Consider the following 25,278-nt stretch of genomic DNA (forward strand, 5'->3'; position numbering starts at 1 on the left):
TCTATATTATTTATTATTTACAAGATATTCCGAACATAGTCTTACGGTATCTTCCAGACTTTGAGGTTTTCCCCACATAAATCCCTGAATAAGATCTCCTGAAAAATCTCTTACAAGGTCGTACTGATTATAATCTTCGACTCCTTCTACTATTACATCACATTTCATAAGGTGTCCTAAATAAATCATAGTTTTAACGAAATCTTTATTAGTCTGATTGCTATCAATATTTTCAATCATACTTTTATCAATTTTTATTCGGCTTACAGGTATATGAAGAAGTTGTGCTAAAGAAGTATATCCAGAACCAAAATCATCAAGTGCCAGTTTCACACCATTTGCTCTTAATATCTCGACATTCTTCATTGTCTGCGAAGGAGAATCAGAAAGTGAATATTCTGTAATCTCTATTTCCAAACATTCTCTTGGAAAATCTGCTTTTTCTATAATTTCCAATAGTTTATTAGGAAAATCTGGCAGTGCAATTCCCTTAGCCGACACATTAACAGAAAGTGTTATTGAATCTCCATATTCATTACACAAGTTCTTAAACTGTTCAAGTGCTTTACGAATTACATATTCATCTAAATCTATAATAATATTTGAAGATTCAGCTATAGGAATGAATTCACTAGGAGAAATAAGTGTACCATCTGGAAGCTTCATTCTACACAAGGTTTCAAAACCTCTAAGAATCTTGCCGTCAATTAAAAACTGTGGCTGATATTCCAGATAAAAATAATCTTTTTCAAGACTTTCTTTAATCAGTCTTTCAATCTGATTTCGTCTGTCTACCTGATTTTTTACTTCTTCATCATAAATACATATTTTTTCATTAAAACTCTTAGCTGCAAAATTCATAGCGATGTCAGCATGTTGTAATATAGTCTCAATATTTTCTTCTTTGCCAAAATCTTTCACTATGCCAATAACTCCATTTAAATAGCAGTTTCTCGGAGTTTCGTTAATGGTTATAACTATTTTCTTTTCAATCTCTTCAAGAAGATCTCTAGAAACAGCCTGAGGATTTACTCCATTTAATAAAATAATTGCATATTCTGTTCCACTTATCCTAAATGCTGTTCCATTTTCCTCTAATACGCTACAAATTCTCTTGGCAACAATATTAAGCAGTTCATCTCCATAATTTCTACCCAAATCAATATTAGCCTGCATAATACCTTTTAAGTGAATATATAAAATACTGCCATTTTTCCTTAAATCAAGCTTTCTGGATAAAACTTCTTCAAACCCATATCTGTTCCCAAGACCTGTTACTCTATCAGTTATTCTCTTATTTTCTCTTATTCTAAATTGTCTGCTGAGTATTACAATAGAAAGAAGTTGTAAAAAACAATTGAAAAATCCAGGAATACTAACATAGTTCTTGCTGCCAAAAATAGCTCTGCTGATATTAGCCAAAGACAACACAATACTAAAGATTGAAAGTTTAGTACCAATTTGATAATTGGTAATAGTCATTAAAATACAATTCAGATAAACCAGCGTCTGCAAAGAACCATTAATACCGCTAACTGGAATTTTTAGATTCATAACCCATTCATCTTGTCTAACCTGGCATATTCCAATCCAAACAGTAAACATTATGATAGCTATATTAGTACATGCGAGGATTCCAAGAATAGTTTTTTTCGATTTTATATTTTGAATCATAACTCATTGCCCCATCTTTTCAACTATAGTCTAATTGTACTATATAAATCTTTATTTTAACAAGTTTTAGATGGTTGACACTTATTTGCGCTTATGCATTAAGCTAAAAAAATGCATAAATAAAAAAGTCAAAGCAGCAGTCAAACACTTAATCTGAATATTCACAAATATATCCGATTTTACCTTTTTTCGCAGGAAACTCTTTCAAATACTGTTTTGGTACATCAAAAATTTTATATTCACCGTTCTTATAAATAAGAGCAAAAACTTCTTCATCTATTTTCTTTCCCTCTGCATTTTTGGAAAAATATGAAGGTTCATTCTCACCGAAAATATCCATATCATGATATGCAGACCAAGGCATATAGGATAAATCTTCTATATTACCGTATTCTGCCCATCCATATGAAAAATCATTTTTTCTAAGCCCTCCTATAAAAAATGTATAGCCGGTAAGCTTCTTGTCAGAAATAGTATCTACAATAGTTTGTAATTCCTCTAATGACGTTATAGTGGCAAGATATCCACCTTTTTCGTCACATTTTTTTCTTGCATTGTTCCATGAAATATCTACACTTACTATCTCATACGTATGCCCTTTAGAAGAAAATGCTCCCTCTTTTATAATAGCCATGATTTCTTTTAACACATAAATAGTCTTTGGCAATGTCACAAGCTCTTTATGATAGTATTCGCTAACCTTTTCATCATAATCATTCATTGAAGCAAGATATTGCCCGTTAAATTTATAAAAATTATCTTTGCTGTCACTTAGTTTATTAACATATTCACCTTCTGCTACAAGATACCATTTACCATTCTCGATACTAAAAAAATTATCAAAGTACTTTCCTTCTCCACCATCTGAATTATCCAAAAGGTTTTTCATTGGTAAATAAGTAAAATAAAGCTTTTTAGTCTGTAATACATTAACTCTTCCGTTATAAAATGTAAGAATCTGATTCCCGCTATTCTCATTTCCTGAATTGCATACAAGTTCCGGAATGGAATCATCATTAACATATATTAGTCCATAGGAAAAAGATTCTTCCCCTTCAGAATCTTCGCCATATTCTTCAAGATATTTTTCATATGCCTGCTGCCATGAATCATAAATACCATCAAAATAATATCCCGAATAAATTCCGCTTTCAGCTGATTTAATACTCTTTAGTGTATCCTCTTTTTTCTGAACATCACTAATAAATTCATCTTTAGCTTTTATCTCTGCTTTAAACCTGGGTTTACTGTCCATAGCAACTTGATCTTTCTCTGGGAGAAAATAAACCATTTCTCCGATTTCCGTTTTTCCCTCTCTTTTTATATCGTTAATAGTATTTCTGAATATATCTGGATTTATTAATAAAAAAAGGAAAACACCACACATCAATATAAGAACTAGCATAATAAGATAAGATTTATATTTTTTCATGCCTCTTCCTTCCCCGAAAACTGCTCGTGTAAAGTTCAATGCAAAATACATATTTCATCATATATTTCGGAAGAACAAAGGTCATTTTTTATATAAGGAAAAAGATAAAAAAGTGCAAAAAAATGCGAGAGCAATTTAGTTTAGTCAGATAAAGCATCGCTATCTTTCCTCTAAATCCTCTCGCTCGATCGTACTTTCATGTCGGTTGGTGAAGCATCGCCGCCTTCCTAGTGAAAAGTAAACCGGTTTTTTTGCATTTCTTGATTATATATTATCAATATACCGTATATTTGTCAATATACTTTTGAAAAATTGATGAGTTTTCTTAATATTCAGAATACAGTATGTAGTTTGAACAAATTATCATTTTATTTTAATTTAAACTTCTTTCTTATACCTTATTCATTTCAAAACATTTACAACTCATATTTAGACTTCTTTTTAGATATTTCATTCATATATGCAGCTGTTATCATACCTGTCGGAAGAGCAATTACAGCAACACCTACAAGAGCAGATATCATCGTTATGAACTGACCTATATTCGTCGTCGGCGTAATATCACCATATCCTATTGTCGTTATAGATATTGTTGCCCAATAAAGTGCAGCAAAAAAATCATCAAACAAATCGGGCTCCAACTGAAAAATAAGCATAGCTGATACAAAAATGTATATTACTATAAGAATCAGTACTGCAATAAGTTGTGATTTTACCTTACGAATAACATTGGCAATAATTACCATAGTCTTTGAATACCGGATAAGTTTTAATATTCTAAAAATCCTAAATAATTTCAAAAGTCCTATGACAGAAGATACAGGAAAAAAAATATATATTATAGGCAGTAGTGACAAGAAATCAAAAACCGCCAAGGGACTAAGAACATATGCTATATAAGCTTTTATATTTTTATATCCCATCTTATAATCAGCAGTATAAACTCTCGCACAGTAATCTATCAGAAAGATGATAGCTGTGAGAAGTTCAATTATCATAGTATAGAAATTATCTTTTTTCATTGTTAGCGGAATCATTCCTACAATTACTGCAGTCGTCATAAGAATATCATAAGCCTTACTTGATCTGTCACCTTCATGCGAAGCTTCTATTACTTCATAAGTTCGTCTTTTTAAACTCTCCATAATCATGTGCTCCTATGACAATAAACAAAAGTTACCTTCCAGGAAAGCAATAACTCCCAGAATAATCAAAACAATTGTTAATATCCTGCATATTATTACAAAAGCCGTTACTCTCCTTTGGTTAAGGTCTTCTTTTACTCCCGAGTCAGATATTAGTAAGTCTTCTTTTTTATTCTTAGGCATAAGTTATTCCTCATTTTAAATTCTTCCCTAAAAAATCCCCCCGCTTCATCTACAAGCAGGGGGACACAAACAGCCTTTACATCTGTTCAACTGGTTCTGAAGAGAAGTCTGCGAAACCATTTTTATAAAGCTTATCGATAAATTCAACCGCCATCTGTCCTGACTGCTCTAAACTTAAATTCTCATTATAAACATATTCAAGTGTATTACCGTCAGGTGTAATGAAATTAACCTGTGTACCAAAAATCTCTCCATTTCCGACATCCATTGGTTTAACTTCGGCTGAAATAATCTCTTTAACAACTCCGCTTCTAAGTAAAACTCTCATATTAGCATTCCTTCCTGAATGAAAACTAATCAATCGTTACTTCATAAAAGCTTATAATATTCACGCTAATCTCTTTTAAAAGCAAACTTAAAAACTTTAACATGCTATTAGTTTTATCGGAAGAAAAAAAACAATAATTAACTCTTTTTATTTACCTTCTTTTATATACTGGAATAGAATCAATCGGAGCACTAGCAGTTATAACACCATTTCCCTCGTAGACTCTACCATCTCTTATATCTTCCCATTTTCCTTCCGGAAGATATACAGTGCGTTCTCTAACATTTTCCTCAACGACAGGACAAACTAGATATTCATCGCCAAAAAAGTATTGATCCTGAATATTCCAACATTTCTCATCCTCAGGAAATTCATAAAACATTGCTCGAATGAGTGGCAATCCTGTTTCATGTGCCTCAACATTAAGTTTTTGGATATAAGGCTTTAATTTTTCTCTAAGTTCGAGATTTTTTCTAAGCACTTCAAAAACCTCATCACCGCACGCCCACATTTCAGTTGGTGCACCTGTGTGAAGATATCCGCCTCCCCAGTCTTTGGTATCATCTAGTACAGGAATATTAAATGGTTCCCTGTCTCCATGGAGTCTTAGAATCGGACAGAATACAGCAAACTCAAACCATCTTTGAAGAAGCTCTTTGAACTCTTCTGTTTCCATATTTCCATTCATAAAACCTGCCACATCAGTATTCCACCATGGTATTCCTACAATACCCATGTTCTGACCTTGAGCAACAGAATCTTTTAATGTTTCAAAATTACTCTGAACATCCCCGTTCCATAAAAGTGTTCCATACTTCTGACAGCCTACCCATCCGCATCTAATAAGTGAAAATACATCATCATTTCCACATTCTTTTTGGCCATCGAAGAAAGCTTTAGCATAAAGCTTTGGATAAACGTTACTGCAAGAAAGCGCTGTACCCATATAATAGCGGAAATTTTCATAGTCATAAACTGCAAGATCTGGTTCAGCATTATCAAGCCAGAACATATCGATACCGTAATCGTAATAATTCTTCTTACAGATATTCCAAAGATACTGCCTTGCCTCTGGATTTGTACAATCAATAATCATACAATCACCTTGGAAATCATATGCCTGTGTTGAACCGTGCTCAACTCTCATCAAATATCCTTTATCGAGCATTTCTCCATAATGGATACTCTTCTTATCTACTGTTGGCCATACAGATACAATCACCTTAGTACCATATGAATGAATCTCATCAATCATAGCCTTTGGATCTGGCCAATATTCCGGATCAAACTGCCAGTCACCCTGCCTTGTCCAGTGAAAAAAGTCAATTACGATTACATCAAGCTTAATGCCAAGTTCTTTATATCTACGAACAACTGATAAAACCTCATCCTGTGTACGATAACGAAGTCTTGACTGCCAAAGTCCAAATACATCATCTCTGATAACAGGTGCTCTTCCTGTTACAGATGTGTACTTCATAGTTATATCCTTTGGATTTTCACCTGCTACAATCCAGTAGTCAAGCTCTTTTGTACACTCAGCAATCCATTCAGTAAAGTTTTTTCCAAACAAACAGCTTCCTACAGCCGGAGAATTCCACAAAAATCCGTACATCTTATTCGACATTACAAACGGAATAGATGTCTGTGAATTTCTCTGAGCAAGTTCTAATATACATCCCTTCAAATCCATATATTCCTGCTGGTAACATCCCATTCCGAACAGTTTTTCTCCATCATTGGATTCAAATCGCATTGTAAGCTTATAATCTCCACCAATAATAGGTTTGAAGTTACGTGCAATAAGCTTTAGGCAGCTTGACTCTTTACTAATAGTTCCGCCATAAGAACGGAAATATTCTCTAAGAATCTTCTCGCCCTTACGATAAAAAGTAATAACACCTGCAAAATTGATAGTTGCAGATAAAATTCCATTAGTAATAACTGCACCATCTTCTTTTATTTGAATGTCTGCAGTACCATGATCAACTTCCTCTTCAAGTCCATTTACCTTACCAGTAAACTCCGGATACATTGTTGATCTTACTCTAAATGCATCCTTCCCCCATGGCTCAATTCTAAGTTTCTCACCATTTCCCTTTACTACAAGACATCCGTCCTCTTTTGAAAAAAACATAGTAACCTCCTTAAGAATATAGGTAACCTTAGGAAATTAGTATTAAATAAAAGTTTCCTAGGGTAAACTGACATTTTAATACCCCACAACTAATTATAAATATATCTGTATGTATTTATAATTACTTCTCTTTGTATTTTAATATAGTTATATTATTAGCTAAATCATATTTTGTTGAGATACCATCATCATGATAATACTCATATTCTGCCTCATTATCTGCAAATCCAATCATTTCTGGATTCTCGAAATTCACATCATTTGTTGAAAGAGCTTTAGCCATGCTTACAGGTATTGCACACCCCTCTTTTATAAAGAAGGTTACATCTGTAAGCGCTATATCTATGTAGTGATGTCCTTTTTCATAAATATGAGTTTCAACCTCTCCATTTTCATGGAAATTGAAAAGCTTCATCCTCTCAGGTACATATACATATCTCCCCTTTGCATTCTGTTCCATTACAGGAGCAATCATAACCTCTTTACCAATCATTGCCTGATCCTGAATATCTACTGCATAACAATCTTCAGGATAATCAAATGCAAGTGGTGCAAACATAAGATCATCTTTTAAAACAGCTTTCATATACTCACTATAAATATATGGAAGAAGCTTATACCTCATTCCAAGGACATGTCTAAAACCAGTCTTTTCTTTAAACTGATATGCTTCCTGTCTTCTAGTTCCAAGTGCTGCATGATTTCTAAATAAAGGAGTAAAAATTCCAAATTCAAGCCATCTAAGAAGTAAGTCTTGCGTTGTATCACATCCAAATCCTCCAATATCAGCACCTGTAAATACAAATCCGCACATATTAAGAGAAATTGTCTCACACATATTAAGCTTTATATGTGACCACCATGCAAAATTATCCCCCTGCCATATTCCTCCATATCTATGTGCACCAATATATGAAGATCTAGAGAACATAAGAGTTCTTTCCTCTGGTTTAAACTTATTGAAAGCATCTGTAGCTGCTTTGGTCATATTGTAACCAAAAAGGTTATGCACTTTATCATGGCGAACCTTCTTATCTCCAATCTGGTGATAAAATAATTTATAATCTTCTTCGTTATTAGAAAGTCCTTGAATTTTATCACCAAAAGCCCACCAAGTGCTTAAATCCAACTTTTTACCCTTAAGTGAAATAGCATAATTGAGCGCTTCTTCAACCTTTTGGGGAGTATAGAATAGTGCTGGCTCATTCATATCGTTCCAAAATCCATCTATACCCATGTCTAAAAGAATCTTATATTTTTCACCAAACCACTTAGCTGCATCTTCATTCAACATATCTGGAAATACAGATTCACCGGGCCATACAGCTGCAACAAACAAAGAGCCATCTTCTTTCTTACAAAAATAGCCTTTTTCCTTTCCCTCTTCGTAAACAAAATAGCCGTCTTTTTTCTTGACACCTGCATCTATGATTGGAATAAGATGAATGTTCTTTTTCTTCATCTTACTGACAAAATCCTTGAAATCAGGAAAACTCTCCGAATTTATCGTAAAGTCCTCGTACTCGTTCATATAATCAATATCCATATATACGCTATCGAGCGGAAGACCATTTTCGTGATGCCTGTCAACCACTTCACAAATCTCGTCTTCATTCATATAGCTCCATCTACTCTGTCCATAACCTAGAGCCCAGCGAGGTGCTATATAACTTCTACCAATAAGTGTTCTAAACTGTTGAACAATATGTCTCTCCGATTTGCCTTCAATAAAGTATATATCGTATGCATCATCTTCGACGGTAATGACAAGCTCATCCATATCTGAATATCCAACATCCCAGGTCACACGACCAGGAGTATCTATGAAAATTCCAAACTTATCTCTTCCGCCTGTAACAAGAAGAAAATTGTGGGATCCGTACAAAGAATGAGCATCTTCTCTATGATGAGGATTATCAGAGTTATTACTTACGTAAATCCAACCTCGTTTATTGATTCCACGAACCTGTTCTCCAAGACCGTAAACTCTTGCATCTTTACCTAGAGTATACTTTAAAGAATGATTATCTTGAGAAACTGTAAAATATGGCATTTCGCCTTCTGCTTTTTCAACTTTTACTGTTACAGCCTTTGTATCCAAAACATTTCCAAAAGAGTATTTTTTCATAAATCAAGTCCCCTTTACTTGAACAATGATATTACTGCCCTAAATAACATGATAACTATTTTTTAGATTTTTTTAAAGTATTTAATAATAAATTTGTTATACTAGAGTTATGATACTAAAATATGAGTTAACCCAAAATAACGAAACAAAATATGCTGTTGTAACAGGTCTAGAAAATAACAATCAAAGTTCGAACAAACTTGTCATTCCTTGCACAACACAGATTGGTTCAATAAGCTATCCTGTACTCGAAATATCCAAATCTGCATTCATCGGATGTAAAGACTTGGAGGAAGTCTTTATATTAAATACAAATATTACGATAGGTCAGCTGGCTTTTCACAATTGTCAAAATCTAAAAAAAATTTCTTTCTCTTCAGGAATAAAAATATATGATAGCCAGGTTTTTGGAGCATGTGACAGTATTGAAGAGATAAGCGTAAAAGCAATAGACTATAACCACTGTGACTTTAGTGCCATTAGAACTATACTGCAAGCATGTGATAAAGGCATTCTTTTAAATCTTAATTTTACAGATACTGATGAAAAAGCATCTTTATTCTTTCCTCATTTTGTCGAAGGATATGAAGAAGATACTTTCGCAAGAGCTATGCACCATTTTATAGAGGGTTGCGGATATGCTTATAGAGAATGCGTGACTAATACTGAAATAAATATTACTGAATACGACCAGTTATACAAAAGAGTTTGTGCTGAACAAAATGGCCATAGGGAAGCATGTCTCCTAACAGTTTTCAGACTTGGTTTTCCATGGAAAGCTTCTGGAAAAATTCTTTTAGATATGAGTAAATTTATGTGGAATAATACAAATGACTGTGTAAATATTCTAATCGAAAAAGGAATGGATGAAGTATTAGACTATTTTTGCAGCCACAATTACCTTAACAAAAGCGATTTATCAAAATGCATTAAGAAAGCATCTCAGCAAAACAATACTAAAATATGCTCAGTTTTGATGAACTACACTAAAGAAAAAAAGCATAACACAATGCTTTCATTGGACGATTTTTAAATAATCACAATGACAACATGAAATTTTTAAGAATACGCCTTTCCTCTAAGTGTAAAGACAAGGAAAACAACCATGGAACAGCGAGAAAAGCTCGATAAGCTTGGCAAAAAAATACTTAATCAATCACGCACAGATTTATTACTATCTATGCCTTATTTAAAGTCAGCCCTTTGCAGCCTGTCAGACTGCATGGATTTAACTACTTCTAGCGTTGGAACCGATGCTTCTTATATACGTTTTAATCCACACTATTTGTTTAATCTTTTTCTTGAAGAACCGCAAAAAATGTTAAGAACCATGGTTCACATGGTACTTCACTGCCTATTTCAGCATATGTATTTTGCTAAAAAATATGAAAATCAAAGACTCTGGAACCTATGTTGTGATATCGTCACTGAATCAGTTACTGACTCTATAGAATGCAGAGCAATTTACAGAATCAGTTCTGATTATAGGCTAAACTGGTATCAGAGACTAAACAAAGATATAGGAACACTTACTGCTCAAAGACTTTACGATTATTTCAATTCTGATAAAGCCATTGATGTTGATGAAGATGAATTTCTACACCTTGAAAGAGAATTTCTTTTTGATGACCATAGTTTCTGGGAAAGACTTAGCGACGAAAAAAATAATAGTGACAATGATGAAAAGCCGCCCTTTTTCCCATTCTCTCCTACTTCAGGTGATAATAAAAAAGCCAACGAAAATGACACCAGTACCACAAAAAATACTCCTATGGAAAATACTCTGACACCTATCCGTATGTCCAAAGAAGACTGGGATAAAACATCAAGAATCGTAAAAGCAGAAATCGAAACACTTGGAAATAACAAAAGTCTTGAAACCGGAACTATTATCAGCACTCTAACTGCAACTTTAAAAAGCCGTACCAATTGGAGAAAATTTTTATCTAGATTCTCGACCGTTAGGGAAGATACTATTATTGACCTCGACTCTTTTGATTACGGTCTTTATAATTTCGGAATGAGCCTATATGGAAACATGCCGTTAATAGAAGAAAACGAATTCTGTGAAGCACCAAGATTAGAACAGCTTGCAATTGTAATTGACACTAGTGCATCCTGTCAGGGAAAGCTAGTACAGCATTTTTTGGATGAAACAGCGGCAATACTTGAAAGCAAAAATACTTTTACACATAAAAGCGAAATACATATCATTGAATGCGATGACCAAATTCAAAAAGATATAGTACTGCACTCAGCTTCCGAAATGAAAAATTACTCCAAAAACTTCATAAACGCAGGAGGTTATGGAACTGATTTTAGACCGGCTTTTAATTATATAGATGCACTGGTCAAAGAAAAGAAACTTCCACATCTGCGCGGAATTTTATATTTTACCGATGGATACGGAATTTTTCCAGAAAATCCCCCTCAAAATAAAGCTGATATTGCATTTGTTTTCTGGAAAGAAGAAGATTATGATGCATCAAATGTTCCAGACTGGGCCATGAAACTAATTATAGATTAAAAAATCATATTCAAAATATGCTTTTTTAGGATAAGACATTGAAAGGACTTTATTTATGAACATAGAAGAGGCAAAAAAGGAAATAAAAAACACTATTAAAACATATCTTGCAAAAGACGAACTTGGATTCTACAAATTTCCCATTGCAAAGCAAAGACCTTTATTCCTTGTAGGACCTCCTGGAATTGGTAAAACAGCCATCATGCAACAAATTGCAAAAGAATTACGCATCTGTCTTGTTTCTTATACCATCACCCATCACACAAGACAAAGTGCAATTGGACTTCCATTCATTGTTCAAAAGCAATTCGATGGAAAAGAATACTCTATAACCGAATATACTATGAGTGAAATAATTGCTTCTATCTATGAGAAAATAGAGCAAACTGGTATTAAGGAAGGAATTCTTTTTTTAGATGAAATAAACTGTGTTTCTGAAACACTCTCTCCAACAATGCTTCAGTTTTTGCAATACAAGACTTTCGGAACGCATAAGGTTCCTGACGGATTTGTCATTGTTACCGCTGGAAATCCGCCCAGATATAATAGAAGCGTCAGAGAATTTGATATTGTAACTCTAGACAGAGTACGACAGATTAATATTGATGCAGATTTTAAAACCTGGAAAAATTATGCTCTAAAGTCACGTGTCCATGGTGCAATAATCTCTTATCTCGATATTCATAATGATCAATTCTATAAACTTGGAATTGATACCGATGGACAGAATTTTGTAACGGCAAGAGGCTGGGAAGACTTATCTGTTTTATTAAATGCCTATGAAGAAAATGACATTCCTTTCGGAAAAGAGCAAGCCTTGGAATATCTTCATAATCCGGAAATATGTGAAGATTTCATCTCCTATTACAGCCTTTGGAAAAAATATAGAGATTTATACCAAATAGATGATATTTTGTCAGGAAAGGTAATAGAAATCAGTACTTTAAAAAATGCTCCATTTGACGAAAAATTAAGTATTCTAGGGCTTCTTGCAAATAGCCTTGATAATGAGTTTTCTTCCTGGCACTTGAATTTTGAAGCTAATACAATGCTTATGACTTTATTAAAAAGCTTTCATGGAGAATTAAAAGCCGAAGAAAACCAAGATAAATCTCCTATTTATCTTTTGGAATATGTTATAAACAAATTCAAAAAAGAAACCACCAAAAACGTTGACGCTGAAATAATAGAGCAAGACGAAATTATTCAAAGAAAGATTTGCGAAAACAACGCAAATAAACTGCTTAAATTACTCTATGAATTCGACAATCATCAAGATGCAAAAGAGTCGTATCAGTTTGTCAGAGACAGGTTCAAGGAAATTGAAATTGTCAGAGCAAAACAAACTGATGAAACAAGCCTGCACTTGTCAAATGTGTTCAGATTCATAGAGAATACTTTTGGAGAAAGTCAGGAAATGGTATTGTTCCTTTCAAGACTTACAAGCGGATGGTACTCTCTTTGCTTTGTTCAGGAAATCGGGAATGAAGAATTTTATAAATATAATAAGATGCTCCTTCTTAGTGACAAAAACGAAGAAATTCGAAACGAAATCTTAGAGTTGCAATAAGGTATGACTTCTTGCTGAGATTTAGGATAATCATCAGCAAGAATCCTGCTTCGCAGGACAAAATTTCTCTTGACGATAAATTTTGGACTGGTACGGTTATTGATTTTCCTGATGAAAACAATAACCTATAATTTATTGTTTTGAATACTTAGTAGAGTAGTTTTACTGGCTTGTAATATTTCATGAGCAGAACTGTTTATAAACGTTGGTACTTATGCGCTGTTTTTTAGCGCATTACGTACCACTACGTTTATAATCAAGCGAAAGCGTGTCTGCGACGAAATATACAAACAATAAAACGGACTATATAAAAACAATAAAGTATAGATTTTTATAAACCTTATCTTAGTGGAAGCTCAATACCTTTTCATAATCGTAGCCTCTATCTGGTGTGAATTTTCTTTCTATAAGTTCAAATAATTTCACACCATGCTTTTTGGTAACGATGTGCACTGACAGTTCATTAGTGTGTGTTTCAACAATCTTACTGGATACATTCGGAGTTGCCGCATCTTTGATAAGTCTTACTTCAAAGCTGCTAGGATTAGCTGGTTCTCCAAGATTGTGCCACATTTTCAAAGGATTACAACACTCTTCATCAACATCTTTTTGGACAAATACATACTGTTTTCCATCAAGTCTTACTACAAGATCTTTTTCTGCATCCTCTTCAGAAGTATTCCATAAAACTCCAATATACCCGCTGTTAGTTTTCAGAACTATCATGGAATCATCTTTCCATACACACTTTTCGCCTTTTTCTTTTAATTCTTTAAAGAAAGCAAAAGTCCAAAAGGTAGGTTTAGGAATACAATTAGCAGCTACCATTCCGAATCCGCCATGAAACAAGGTAAATGGAACTCCCTCTTCCTCGAAGACATCTCCAAAAGTCCAATAGGAATACAGATCATTCACATCACCAAGTCTTGCCAGCTGACCTGCAATATATGCAGCATTGAGATTCGTATCATGAATTACTCCGCGTGGTGTATACGATGTGCTAAATTCCGTTATATGAATTGGTGTATCTTTGAACTCCTCAAATGAATCTATGATATCCCGTGTTGACTGAAGATTGTCAAAACGATTATTAGCATCTTCTAGCTTTGAATAATCATAATGTCCTATTCTGTCAGGAAATTCGACAGTATAATGATGTCTTGTAATGTAATCCGGCTTTAGATTATTTTCATTACAAAACTCTAAAAATGCTTTAATCCAAACATCTTCCTTTACACCGCACACAGCAGGACCGCCAACTTTAAATCTATTATCAAAAGCCTTAATTGCAATATAAGTTTCTTTAAACAGTTTAAAATATTCCTGCATATCAGCCTTATACCAGAACCCTGGCAGATTAGGTTCATTCCACACTTCTATTGGCCAGTTATAAACTCTTTCGCCATATCTTTTTACTAAATGCTGCAATAAAGCAACCACCATATCTGTCCACATAGAATAATCTTTTGGAGGAGTAGTTTGTCCCTTCCAGTAAAAGATGGTCTGAGTACCGCTTGCCAGTTTCTCCGGCATAAATCCAAGTTCAAGATATGGTTCAATTTTCAGTTTGAGATACTCATCAAATATTCTATCAATATAGGTATAATTGTACTCGACCTTTTTGACACCATTTTCTTCATACTCATGATAAATTGCTACATCATCAGAAAAAAGTCCATGCCCTCTTATAAGTTTGAATCCAATTTCATCCTGAACAAATTTTAGCTCTTCAAGATACTCTTTTGTAAGACCAAGACCAAGTCTTCCAGTGCCAACGCAGAAATCCACATTGTTATTAAAAACAAATGTTAATTCATCATTTATATTAACAATCCCCATAAAAAATCTCCCTGATAAGTCTAATGCATCTTTTGTCTTTTTATTAGTCAAGTGCTTTTCTAAGTGTTTGTCTTACTGCACCTGTCGCCTTTAACTCACTAACAAAGTATGTAACAACTTTTTCTGCAAGACCACATTCAATAAGATCTACACCGAAAATATCTTTTCTTGTAAGAATGCTACTAAGCTTTTCTTTTGCCTCGCTGGTACTAAGATTATCACCAAGAGTAAACTGTTTCATAGTCTTATCCAACTCTTCAAGCAAAGGATCAGAACTTCTTTCAAATTCATTTCCATTATCATCTACCCCTAAAAGATAACGGAGCCATCCTGCCTGAGCAAGTGCAATAGCATCCAATGACATAACATCCTTATCTTCTGCTGCCATATAACTCTTAATAGTCTCTCCGTAACGAATAGAAAGCTTTTGTGAAGTATCTGTAGCAATTCTCTGCGGGCTATCTGGCATGAAAGGATTAGGAAGTCTAACCTTCACAACAGTATCAATAAATTCCTTAGGTTTTATAACCTTTGGATCAGTAACTACAGGAAGACCTTCAACATAACCTATTTTGGTAATAAGTTTTACCAAATCTTCGTCCTTCATTTCTTCTGAAATCTTAGTATATCCAAGAACACAGCCATAAACAGCAAGAGCTGTGTGAAGAGGATTAAGACATGTAGTAACCTTCATTCTCTCTGTACGATTTACAGTTTCTCTATCTGCAAAAATAACTCCTGCATCCTCTAATGATGGTCTTCCATTAGGGAAAGAATCTTCGATAACAAGATATTCACTCTCTTCTGCATTTACAAAAGGTGCAACATATGTATTTTTAGATGTAATAACTGGATTAAGCTCCTCAATTCCATCTTTTTCAAGCATTGCTTCAACACCGCTGTCTGGTCTAGGTGTAATTTTGTCAATCATGCTCCATGGGAAAGAAACCTTATTTTCGTCCTCAATATAAGAAACAAAACCTTCTTCAACCTTGCCGTTTTCAGCCCATCCTTTTGCAAAAGCATGAATTGCAGCAAAAAGTTTCTCACCATTATGTGAACAGTTATCTGTACTAACCATAGCAATAGGGTATTTACCAGCTTCATATCTTGAATAAAGCAAAGCTGCTACCTTACCAATATAGCTCTGTGGCTTTGATGGACCATTTTCAATATCGTTCTTAACAGCATCCATCATTTCTCCGGATGGAGTTTTAAGACTATAGCCTTTCTCAGTAATAGTAAATGTTGCCATTTGAAGAGACTTTGCAGCAAATACCTTCTTGAGATAAGAGAACTCATCCTCTTTATTGGAATCAAGAATGCAGGATTTTGCGATACTGCCTATTACCTGCTTCTCGATACTTCCATTAGATTTTAAAATTGCAAGAATAGAAAGATCTTCATATTTACTGTAAGCTTTCTCGACTATTTCATAGTCGAAACCTTCTGCAACGATAATTCCGCTTGTCTCTTTGCCTGCTTCAAGGAGTTTTTGAGCAAGTACAGCGTGGTAAGCTCTGAAAATATTACCAGCACCAAAATGCACCCACTTTGGATTCTCCTCTGTATCCTTTATCATTTTTTCTCTATCGAATTCTGGAAGATGATATCCTTTTGAAGACCAGGCTTTAACATCTTTTAAACCTTCTACTGTTAATTTCATGATAAATCCTCTCTTATATTAACCAATGAAATATTTATTATTTTCTTTCATCATTCTTCTTAATAGCTTCCCATAAGCCATTGATATATGCAGCTCCAAGTGCTCTATCATAAAGACCATATCCAGGCATAGCAACTTCACCCCAAATCATACGTCCGTGATCTGGACGAATAGGACCATCAAATCCTGTTTCATACAATGCCTTTACGATTTCATACATATCGAAAGTGCCATCGCTTGAAAGATGAGCTGATTCCTCAAAGTTTGTAGGAGAGATGAATCTAAGGTTTCGAACATGTGCAAAATGAATTCTGCCTTTAAGTGCACGAATCATATGAGGAAGATCGTTCTCAAGACTTGTTCCATAAGATCCAGAACAGAATGTTACACCGTTATGAACATCATCAACTGCATTCATCATCTTAAGAATATTCTTCTCATTGTTGATAATTCTTGGAAGACCAAATACGCTCCATGCAGGATCATCAGGATGAATAGCCATCTTGATATCATATTTATTACATACAGGCATAATAGCTTTAAGGAAATAAACAAGGTTATCAAAAAGCTTAGCTTCATCAACGTCTTTGTAACGCTCAAAAAGTTCTTTAACATGAGCAAGACGCTCTGGCTCCCAGCCTGGCATAACTGTACCATTTGTATCACCTTTTAATGTTGAAAACATTTCCTCTGGGTTAAGCGCATCAACTGCCTCCTGTGTGTATGCAAGGACCGTTGAACCATCTGCTCTTTTTCTTGCAAGCTCTGTACGAGTCCAGTCAAAAACAGGCATGAAATTGTAACATACCATGTGTATATCTTCTTTTCCAAGATTCTCAAGAGTCTTAATATAGTTCTCAATGTGCTCGTCGCGGTTACCATCTCCTATTTTGATATCATCCGATACATTTACAGATTCGATACCAGAAATGTGCATATCTTCTTTTGCAACGTCAGCCTTAAGAGCCTTGATTTCATCCTGAGTCCAAAGCTCACCAGCCTGCTTGTTATAAAGAGTTGTAATAACACCCTTTACTCCAGGCACCTGTCTAATCTGCCAAAGCTTTACTGTATCATATTTCTCGCCATACCAGCGAAGTGTCATTTCCATAACAAAATCCTCCACAAAAATTGTATATTCATCGTTATTGCTTTTCTTTAAGTAAACAACGTAATTTTCGCATTTTTTTATAAAAAGAAAAATAGCAAAAGAGATTGCATACATTGCAAAAGTGGCACATAATACTAATATGAGAAAAGATATAAGAAGTAATTTCACAACAAGACAAACAATGCTTAATGACTCGTTTGAGTTATTCTACTATAGCGATGCCGTATTAAAGGAAGTCGCTCAGCATTCACATGATTACTATGAATTCTACCTTTTTCTTGAAGGCGATGTAGAAATGCAAATAGAAAAAGCGTGCAGAATTCTTACTCCAGGCGATATTGTTGTCTTGCCTCCTAGTGTAAGACATCATGCTTTTTCCTGCGGAGAAGGTAAACCATATAGAAGATTTGTTTTCTGGCTAAGCAAAAAATATGTCAAAAGACTCATTTCAGAATCAAGTGACTATAACTATCTTATTGATAAAGCCCACGAAGGGCACTATTATCACCACTTAGAAGCTAGTCATTTTCAGGAAATCCAGGCAAAAGCTATTAGGGTAATAGAAGAAGTCCATGGCAATCGATACGGAAAAGAAACTTTCCTGCATTTATACGTCAGCGATTTAACATTATCTCTTACAAGTTATCTATATGACTCAGAACAGCTTCGCATTCCTGTAAGAAAAGATACTGAATTTCATGAGATTTTATCTTTCATTGAAGCTCATATCTCTGAAGAATTAAGTCTTGAAAGACTTTCTAATGAGTTTTTTGTAAGTAAATCTCATATAGTGCATACTTTCAAAAAGGAATTTGGACTATCAATTCACCAATATATATTAAAAAAACGTCTCGCTAAATGCTCTGATGCCATTTTAAGCGGTCAAAGCATTAGCGAAACGTTTATTACTTATGGTTTCCATGATTATTCAAATTTTTATAAAGCATTCAAAAAAGAATTTGGATACTCTCCTAGAGAATATCAGGAAATGCACTGCGTAAGTTGAAGTGATGGAATTTTTTTCTGAGTAATGTTCCATACAATAAGACTTCCAAAGGCAGCAAACAAAACACCACATATTACATCTGTCGGATAGTGAACACCAACATAAAGTCTTGAAACTGCGATTAAAGACGCTATTACAATTGGAAAATACTGTAATCTTTTCCATGGAGCATGAAGCAGAATAAATGCAACTGAAAAAGATGAAACAGTATGCCCTGATGGAAACGAAAAACTTGTAGGTATCACAACTGATGAAACTGGATTAAGTTCTTGTATTGCAAGAAAAGGTCTGACTCTCATTACTATATTTTTGACTATAAACTCTGTAGTTCCAGCGCAGACAAAAAGGGATATTAGTGAAATAATGCCAAGTTTTCTAGTCCTTTTATCGAGCAATAACAGTGCTATTATAATAAACCATACAATTCCCATCTCTCCTATTGCAGAGAAAAATACCATAAATGGTGTCAGAATGGGATTTCTAATATGATTCTGAATAAACAAAAGAATATTTCCATCCATGAAAGCCTCCTACTATGTGCTTTGTCAAATGTATTTATTTTATTCTACCATAATTATTTAGCTTACAAAAATAAAAAAAGGCTTAAAAAAAGAGCTTATCCTCACTCACGGATAAGCTCTATAAATTTACTCACAAACTATTATGTTACATGAACTTCGAAGTTGCAAACTAATGTCCAAGCCATGATAATTCAATAAAAAATGACAACAATTACCAATCATGCTACCTAAAGGTGTCGTTGCATGGATTATGTATGTGAAGAGAAACTTTTAAAATGCCAAATTTTATTGAATTATCAATGGAAAAAAGCTATTTTCTATATCTATAATTATTTTGCTGCCTTTCTGGCATCAATCATAGGCTGATACTTTTCTGTATCAAACTTAACAAGATCATCCCATCCAAGTCCCTTAAGCTGAGATGTCATATCATCCCACTGCTTATTGAACTCAGCTTCATCTTTAGCAAATACCATTCTCCATGAAGCATCTTTGATAATATCTCCGCACTGTTTACGAATAAGGCTAATATCAGAAGAATCAATTGCAAGAGCGATGTTAATACTAGGAACAACTGTCATCATCTTGTTCTTTGTAAGATAATCTACATCATCTTTTGCATCAAACTTCTTAGACCACTCATTTGTTGTCTTTGTCTTATTCATTTCAATAGATGTATCCCACATATCAGAAGCATAAGGCTCTTTTGTATCTGGGTTAATATCACATGAAGCAACAATCCACTGGTTAATCTGGTTGTTACCGTCATTCCAATTGCCTCCGCCAAGTTCTTCAGGAACAGTTACTTCAGCTGAGAATCTGTTGAGACCATCTTCTGTAAGTGTGTACTTTCCGTCTTTTACAGTATAGATAAGACCTTCTGTACCTGCATGCTGAAGCTGAACTCCCTCTGGAGAAGCATACCAGTCAAGGAACTCCATAAGTCTGTTGAAGTTCTCGTCGCTTACCTGTGAACCGATTGCTATTACACGGCCATCTCCATAGTATGTATCAGATGTCTGATACAAATTTGTATCAGCTACAGGAATTTCCACATAGTTAACACCTTCATCACCCTTTGCCGGGCTGTTCCAGAAACCATACTGCCAGCTGTACCAGTACAGATATACTCTCTTATCCTGCATCTTGGATACAACAGAGTTCCAATCCTGAGTAGCAGAATCCGGATCAATCAAGCCTCTCTGATTAGCATCAAAGAAGAACTTGAGCATTTTACGATATGCACCCTTTTCATCTGTTAAAGGAGCAATAGAGTTATCTGTTCCAATAAGAACAGATCCGTTAACTTCCTGACCATACCACTTTGTAAGCTGAGCGACATTTTCCATATACTGGCTGTCCCAATCCTTCCACATGCTTATTGCATATGCATTGTCGCCCTTATCATTCTTTGGATGAGCCTTCTGAATAGCACTAAGACAATCAAGAAGATCATCAGTATTCTTTAATTCAGGAGCACCAACTTCATTATACATATCCCATCCCATACGAGGATAAGAATATACATGAAGCTGCTTGTAAGCAGTCGGACCATTGTTATTCATTTCAAGAGGAATAGCATAAATCTTAGAGCCATCTCCCATCATTGAATTGAACTGTTTAATCTGCTTTTCATACTTCATAAGATTTGGATATTTGCTCAAAACATCTGTCAAATCATGAACAAGACCAGATTCAACACATTCCTGCATGTCTGCATTGTCAAGAATTATTAAATCACCAAGAGCCCCTGCAGCACACCTTGTCTGATACAAAGCGGCTCCATCTCCTGCAACCTGCGGAGCAATGATGTTAAGTTCCATATTAAACTTATCCTTAACTATCTTGCCATACCATCCAGGCTGAACACCCTGAAAGTTTGAAGCCACATCATAAAAATCTACTGAATACAGTTCATCATGATTAACTTCAACACTTCCATTTGCCGATTTATCGCCCGTAGCACCTGCCTTTCCACTTTCACTGCCACAACCAGCCAGAAGGCTTGCTGTCATAAGCGCAGTAAGTGCAAGCGATGTTAGTTTTTTACTCCTCATTTTCGTCCTCCTTTGAACAAAATTTAACGTTACCCCTCAAATTTTTACTGCAAATTTGTCCTCCTTCTTTATTTTCTACTGTAAGTTGTACAGTAACTTACCCTATATTATCCCTTAACTGCTCCTATCATAATGCCTTTTACAAAGTACTTTTGGAAAATAGGATATACCAGCATAATAGGCAATACTACAATAACTGTAATAGTCATCCTGACACTGGTAGTAGTCTGAGCAGTTGCTGCTGCCGCTGCAAGTGATGCCGTACTTGTACCACTCTGCGCTAGAGATGCCAAAGAACTAGCCTGATTAAGATATTGGTACAACACAAACTGCAAAGGATAAAGCTTAGTATTAGTCATAAGTAAAAGAGTATCCTGAAATGCATTCCACTGGCTTACAGCAGAGAAAATAGCCACTGTTGCCATAATAGGTTTAATAACAGGAATAATAACCTTAAAAAATACTGTAAGGACACTTGCTCCATCAATTTCCGCAGCTTCCTGCAATTCCTTTGGTACAGATTCTACAAAAGTCTTTGTCAAAATAAGATTAAACGGGGACACAATAGCCGGAAGAATATATCCCATAAAATTATTAGTAAGGTGCATACTCTTCATAACAAGATACCAGGGAATAATACCTGCATTGAAGTACATTGTAGCAACTACTAACCTGTACCAGAATTTTCTAAGCCACATTTTTTCCTGAGTAAACATAAAACCAAGGAAAGCAGATGCAAATACTGTAAGTGATGTTCCTATTACAGTTCTAAGAAGAGAAATATTAAATGCCTGCAAAAGTCCAGAAATCTGAAATGCTGATGTATAGTTATGAAAATGAATACTCTTTGGCAGGAAGATAATATCTCCTCTTGCACTTATATCATTGGCACTGATTGTATTAATAATAATGTAGTAAAAAGGATATACACATAAAAATGCTGCTACGCAAAAGAATATATAGCATATTATTTCAACGGTTCTGTCTTGAGCACTGACTTTAACCTTATTTTTATTCTTTTCGCCTTTCATTATATTTCCTCCCTTGAATCAAGTAGCAAACAAAAAATTTCTCTTTAACAAGTCAAATTAAAGAATGCTTTCTCCTCGAATAAGCTTTGAAGACTTGTTAACTATAATCAAAAGAATAACGCTTACAAGACTCTTAAGCATACTGACTGCAACAGAAACCGGATATCCTCCGCTTCCCATCGCCATGTTGTAAACATACAAATCCAAAACCTGAATATAATCTTTGTTAAAAGCATTCTGGAAAACGTAATACTGTTCCATTCCGTTATTCAAGAAGTTTGCAACATTTAAAACAAGAAGTACGAAATACGTTGGCAAAAGTGAAGGAATAGTAATGTGTTTTACTATCTGCATTCTAGAAGCTCCATCTACTCTTGCTGCCTGAATAAGTTCATCATCAATACTGGAAATAGCTGCAATATACATAATTGCTGCCCATCCAAGATTCTTCCAGGTAAGCCATAACCACTGTGTAAACCACACATGCTTTGTAGACTGCAAGAATAGTATTGGAGTATCAATGATTCCTGTTTTCAGTAAAAGGGAATTCATCATTCCGGTACTATTAAAAAGTGAAAATGCGATAGAATAAACCATTACCCAGCTTACAAAATTCGGAAGTGTTGTTACTGTCTGGACGAATTTTCTAAACTTCACACTTCGAATTTCATTAAGAAATACCGCAAAAATCATTGGAAGCCAGCTGGTTCCAAGTGTTAGTCCGCTCATTGCAAAAGTGTTCTTAAGAACCTGAATAATCTGATCAATTTTGACCTGACTACTCACAAGCGACTCAAACCACTTAAAACCAACAAATTGACACTGCGATAGTGTTTTTGGTGGTCTGTAATCAAAGAATGCATACATCCAGCCATATAATGGGTAGTAGCAAAAAGTAAGAACTAAAATAATAAATGGTAGAACTAGTAGAAATAGTTTAATAGAATAAATCTTTTTCTTGGACAAGCCGCACCTCCCTTGGTCAAACGATAAACCAAAATAATAAACAACCCCTATTTGTTTTATAGCGTAAAAAAACTTTTCAAGAAAAATAATATTAAATTTTTAAAACTGAATTTCTAATAACCATTGAACACGGGACGCTGATAACTTTTGGATTATTATCCTCTCTGCCCTTATCATCATCCTCTTCATTATTTATATTTTCAAGTTTATCCAATAATAGCCTTGCTGATATCTCACCTATCTTTGCAAGAGGAAGTGAAGTTGTAGTAAGCGCAGGTCTGAAAAAAGCTGAAATACTCTCGTTATCAAAACCACACACCGATATATCTTTTCCAACCTTAAGTCCCTTTTCCTCTAGAAAATCATAAATACCGCCAGCCATTAAATCAGAAATTCCAAAAAATGCTGTAACATTTTCTGGAAGTAAAGCCTTGGCTGATTCATATCCAGCTTCTCTACTCCAATCCCCATAGTGAACCAATTTAGGATCAAACAATATACCATTTTCGTATAATGCCCTCTGATATCCTAACAGTCTTTTTATAGTATGGATATTATCAGCTCGCCCCCCAACAAATCCTATTCTTCTGTGTCCATTTTCTACAAGATACGAAACCATATCAAAAGCACTCTTTTCATCATCAATTACTACTGATGGAATCTTACTCGAATCTGAAAATGCGTAGCACATCACTGCAGGTAATGGAAAATCATCATTAAAACATCGAATTATCCTTGAATGCCCCGCAAGATAAATTACCCCATCCACCTGTACTGAAAAAATATCCTGAATAACAGGATCAAGTACAGAGTGATATGCCTTCTCCTGATCGTACCACGTATCAGCCCATCTATCATAAAGACGTAAATTGTGAACTGTAACCCTATACCCTCTACGTTCTAGATGATCCATTATGCTTTCTATAATAGGCGGCGAAGAAAATTGAGCTATATCTTCTGCGATTATAGCTATCATCTGAGTTTTCTTAGCCCTTAAGCCCTTGGCCATGAAATTCGGTTTATAACCCGTTTCTTTTATCATGTCCATGATACGTTTTTTTGTTTCTTCACTTGCTTTAGCTTTGCCATTGATTACATTAGATACAGTTGTTGGAGAGACGTTGCACATTTTAGCAAGCTGCTTTAATGTTACCATCACGTCCCCTTTCATCATCATACTGTAGACGCTATACTGTTTTACGATTATTTTCTTTTCTATCTGAAATTTAGAAAAGTTCAATCAATATAATCGCTCCCCTCTCAAAAGCGATTATAATTTTTTATCGGTAAAACGTTTAACTTATAGACTAATATTAATGCACATCTCTTTATATGTCAACATTTTTTTGGCATTTTTTACATGTTTGTACGTTTGTGACAATGTTTTTTGTATATTATGCCGGCATAGTAATACTCAATTTTCTTCATGTTTTATGACTAATTAGTTTATCGTTCAACTAATAATCGTTTATATTACTTTATGTTATGCTTTGAACCAGCTTGCTGCTTTTCTTATGAGAGATTTGTCGGACCGAATCTCATTGGAAGTATTTCCGGCAATGTATAAACTTTTATTTCATTTTCATTCTTTGCTAGAATAATCTTAAAATCATCATCGCAAAACTCTGCCATTACCTGTCTGCATACTCCGCATGGCGGACAAAATGGCAATTCTTTCGCATCATCCATTCCTCCAACAATTGCTATTGCCTTAAAACGTGTGTATCCTTCACTGACAGCTTTGAAAAATGCTGTCCTTTCAGCACAGTTAGAAGGGGTATATGCTGCATTTTCTATATTGCACCCTCTAAAAACCACCCCCTCATCAGTCAAAAGAGCGGCACCAACTTTATGATGAGAATAAGGTGTATACGCCATTTTACGAGCTTCAAGAGCTTCTTTTACTAATTCTTTTTCCTTTATCATAACGTTTGTTCCTCCATTATTTGGTCAAAAA

20 protein-coding genes are annotated in these 25,278 nt (G+C 34.7%); 4 read left to right on the forward strand and 16 right to left on the reverse strand.

The annotated features are described in order from the left end of the window. Positions 1-6: 6 nt before the first annotated feature. From G634_RS0106170 to G634_RS18230, 7 genes are all read right to left on the reverse strand, one after another. The gene (locus G634_RS0106170) at positions 7-1,674 is read right to left on the reverse strand and encodes a putative bifunctional diguanylate cyclase/phosphodiesterase (RefSeq protein WP_026504555.1); all 1,668 of its coding nucleotides are present in this window, start codon (positions 1,672-1,674) and stop codon (positions 7-9) included. 148 nt (positions 1,675-1,822) lie between these two features. Further along, positions 1,823-3,106 (reverse strand): C-type lectin domain-containing protein, encoded by a 1,284-nt coding sequence (locus G634_RS21535; RefSeq protein ID WP_026504556.1) that lies wholly within the window; start codon positions 3,104-3,106, stop codon positions 1,823-1,825. A gap of 416 nt (positions 3,107-3,522) precedes the next feature. Then, positions 3,523-4,251 carry an ion transporter gene (locus G634_RS0106185; protein WP_026504557.1) on the reverse strand — a complete coding sequence of 243 codons (729 nt, stop codon included), beginning with the start codon at positions 4,249-4,251 and terminating at the stop codon, positions 3,523-3,525. Between the two features lie 12 nt (positions 4,252-4,263). After that, positions 4,264-4,434 carry a hypothetical protein gene (locus tag G634_RS21135; RefSeq protein ID WP_155830523.1) on the reverse strand — a complete coding sequence of 57 codons (171 nt, stop codon included), beginning with the start codon at positions 4,432-4,434 and terminating at the stop codon, positions 4,264-4,266. 76 nt (positions 4,435-4,510) lie between these two features. Then, positions 4,511-4,762 carry a hypothetical protein gene (locus tag G634_RS0106195; RefSeq protein ID WP_026504558.1) on the reverse strand — a complete coding sequence of 84 codons (252 nt, stop codon included), beginning with the start codon at positions 4,760-4,762 and terminating at the stop codon, positions 4,511-4,513. Between the two features lie 151 nt (positions 4,763-4,913). After that, on the reverse strand, positions 4,914-6,899 hold the full coding sequence (locus G634_RS0106200; RefSeq protein ID WP_026504559.1) for a glycoside hydrolase family 31 protein: 1,986 nt from the start codon (positions 6,897-6,899) through the stop codon (positions 4,914-4,916). Between the two features lie 121 nt (positions 6,900-7,020). Next, positions 7,021-9,027 carry a glycoside hydrolase family 31 protein gene (locus G634_RS18230; protein ID WP_035799166.1) on the reverse strand — a complete coding sequence of 669 codons (2,007 nt, stop codon included), beginning with the start codon at positions 9,025-9,027 and terminating at the stop codon, positions 7,021-7,023. Between the two features lie 109 nt (positions 9,028-9,136). Here G634_RS18230 and G634_RS0106210 point away from each other — a divergent pair, with 109 nt between their 5' ends. The 3 genes from G634_RS0106210 to G634_RS0106220 all read left to right on the forward strand — a co-directional run bounded on the left by G634_RS0106210 (position 9,137) and on the right by G634_RS0106220 (position 13,124). Next, a complete protein-coding gene (locus tag G634_RS0106210; RefSeq protein ID WP_026504560.1) occupies positions 9,137-10,060 on the forward strand; it encodes a leucine-rich repeat protein in 924 nt (307 codons plus the stop codon). A gap of 72 nt (positions 10,061-10,132) precedes the next feature. Then, positions 10,133-11,554 carry a vWA domain-containing protein gene (locus G634_RS0106215; RefSeq protein WP_026504561.1) on the forward strand — a complete coding sequence of 474 codons (1,422 nt, stop codon included), beginning with the start codon at positions 10,133-10,135 and terminating at the stop codon, positions 11,552-11,554. Between the two features lie 55 nt (positions 11,555-11,609). Beyond that, entirely contained in the window at positions 11,610-13,124 is a 1,515-nt protein-coding gene (locus G634_RS0106220; RefSeq protein ID WP_026504562.1) for an ATP-binding protein, read from the forward strand. A 345-nt stretch (positions 13,125-13,469) separates the two neighbouring features. Here G634_RS0106220 and G634_RS0106225 read toward each other — a convergent pair whose 3' ends face one another. The 3 genes from G634_RS0106225 to uxuA are packed head-to-tail and all read right to left on the reverse strand — an operon-like array spanning position 13,470 to position 17,740. Continuing rightward, a complete protein-coding gene (locus G634_RS0106225) occupies positions 13,470-14,963 on the reverse strand; it encodes a GH39 family glycosyl hydrolase (RefSeq protein WP_026504563.1) in 1,494 nt (497 codons plus the stop codon). A 43-nt stretch (positions 14,964-15,006) separates the two neighbouring features. Further along, complete coding sequence (locus G634_RS0106230) at positions 15,007-16,629, reverse strand: mannitol dehydrogenase family protein (protein WP_026504564.1); 1,623 nt, start codon at positions 16,627-16,629, stop codon at positions 15,007-15,009. 37 nt (positions 16,630-16,666) lie between these two features. After that, complete coding sequence (uxuA, locus tag G634_RS0106235; protein WP_026504565.1) at positions 16,667-17,740, reverse strand: mannonate dehydratase; 1,074 nt, start codon at positions 17,738-17,740, stop codon at positions 16,667-16,669. 139 nt (positions 17,741-17,879) lie between these two features. Between uxuA and G634_RS0106240 the strand changes: the two genes are divergently transcribed. Next, positions 17,880-18,746, forward strand: a complete 867-nt coding sequence (locus G634_RS0106240; RefSeq protein ID WP_026504566.1) for an AraC family transcriptional regulator — start codon at positions 17,880-17,882, stop codon at positions 18,744-18,746. Here G634_RS0106240 and G634_RS0106245 read toward each other — a convergent pair. The 6 genes from G634_RS0106245 to cdd all read right to left on the reverse strand — a co-directional run bounded on the left by G634_RS0106245 (position 18,722) and on the right by cdd (position 25,247). Further along, positions 18,722-19,267, reverse strand: a complete 546-nt coding sequence (locus G634_RS0106245) for a phosphatase PAP2 family protein (RefSeq protein WP_026504567.1) — start codon at positions 19,265-19,267, stop codon at positions 18,722-18,724. The two genes, G634_RS0106240 and G634_RS0106245, sit on opposite strands and share 25 nt — an antisense overlap. Before the next feature lie 329 nt (positions 19,268-19,596). Further along, positions 19,597-21,324 carry a sugar ABC transporter substrate-binding protein gene (locus G634_RS0106250; protein ID WP_026504568.1) on the reverse strand — a complete coding sequence of 576 codons (1,728 nt, stop codon included), beginning with the start codon at positions 21,322-21,324 and terminating at the stop codon, positions 19,597-19,599. 107 nt (positions 21,325-21,431) lie between these two features. After that, positions 21,432-22,355, reverse strand: coding sequence for a carbohydrate ABC transporter permease (locus tag G634_RS0106255; RefSeq protein WP_026504569.1), 924 nt, complete (start codon positions 22,353-22,355; stop codon positions 21,432-21,434). Positions 22,356-22,412: 57 nt separating this feature from the next. Next, a complete protein-coding gene (locus tag G634_RS0106260; protein WP_026504570.1) occupies positions 22,413-23,321 on the reverse strand; it encodes an ABC transporter permease subunit in 909 nt (302 codons plus the stop codon). Between the two features lie 91 nt (positions 23,322-23,412). After that, positions 23,413-24,477, reverse strand: a complete 1,065-nt coding sequence (locus G634_RS0106265) for a LacI family DNA-binding transcriptional regulator (RefSeq protein ID WP_026504571.1) — start codon at positions 24,475-24,477, stop codon at positions 23,413-23,415. A gap of 356 nt (positions 24,478-24,833) precedes the next feature. After that, positions 24,834-25,247, reverse strand: a complete 414-nt coding sequence (gene cdd / locus G634_RS0106270) for a cytidine deaminase (RefSeq protein WP_035799168.1) — start codon at positions 25,245-25,247, stop codon at positions 24,834-24,836. Between the last annotated feature and the right edge of the window lie 31 nt (positions 25,248-25,278).

The organism is Butyrivibrio sp. NC3005 (genome assembly GCF_000424545.1).
In the GTDB taxonomy this organism is placed as follows: Bacteria; Bacillota; Clostridia; order Lachnospirales; family Lachnospiraceae; genus Butyrivibrio.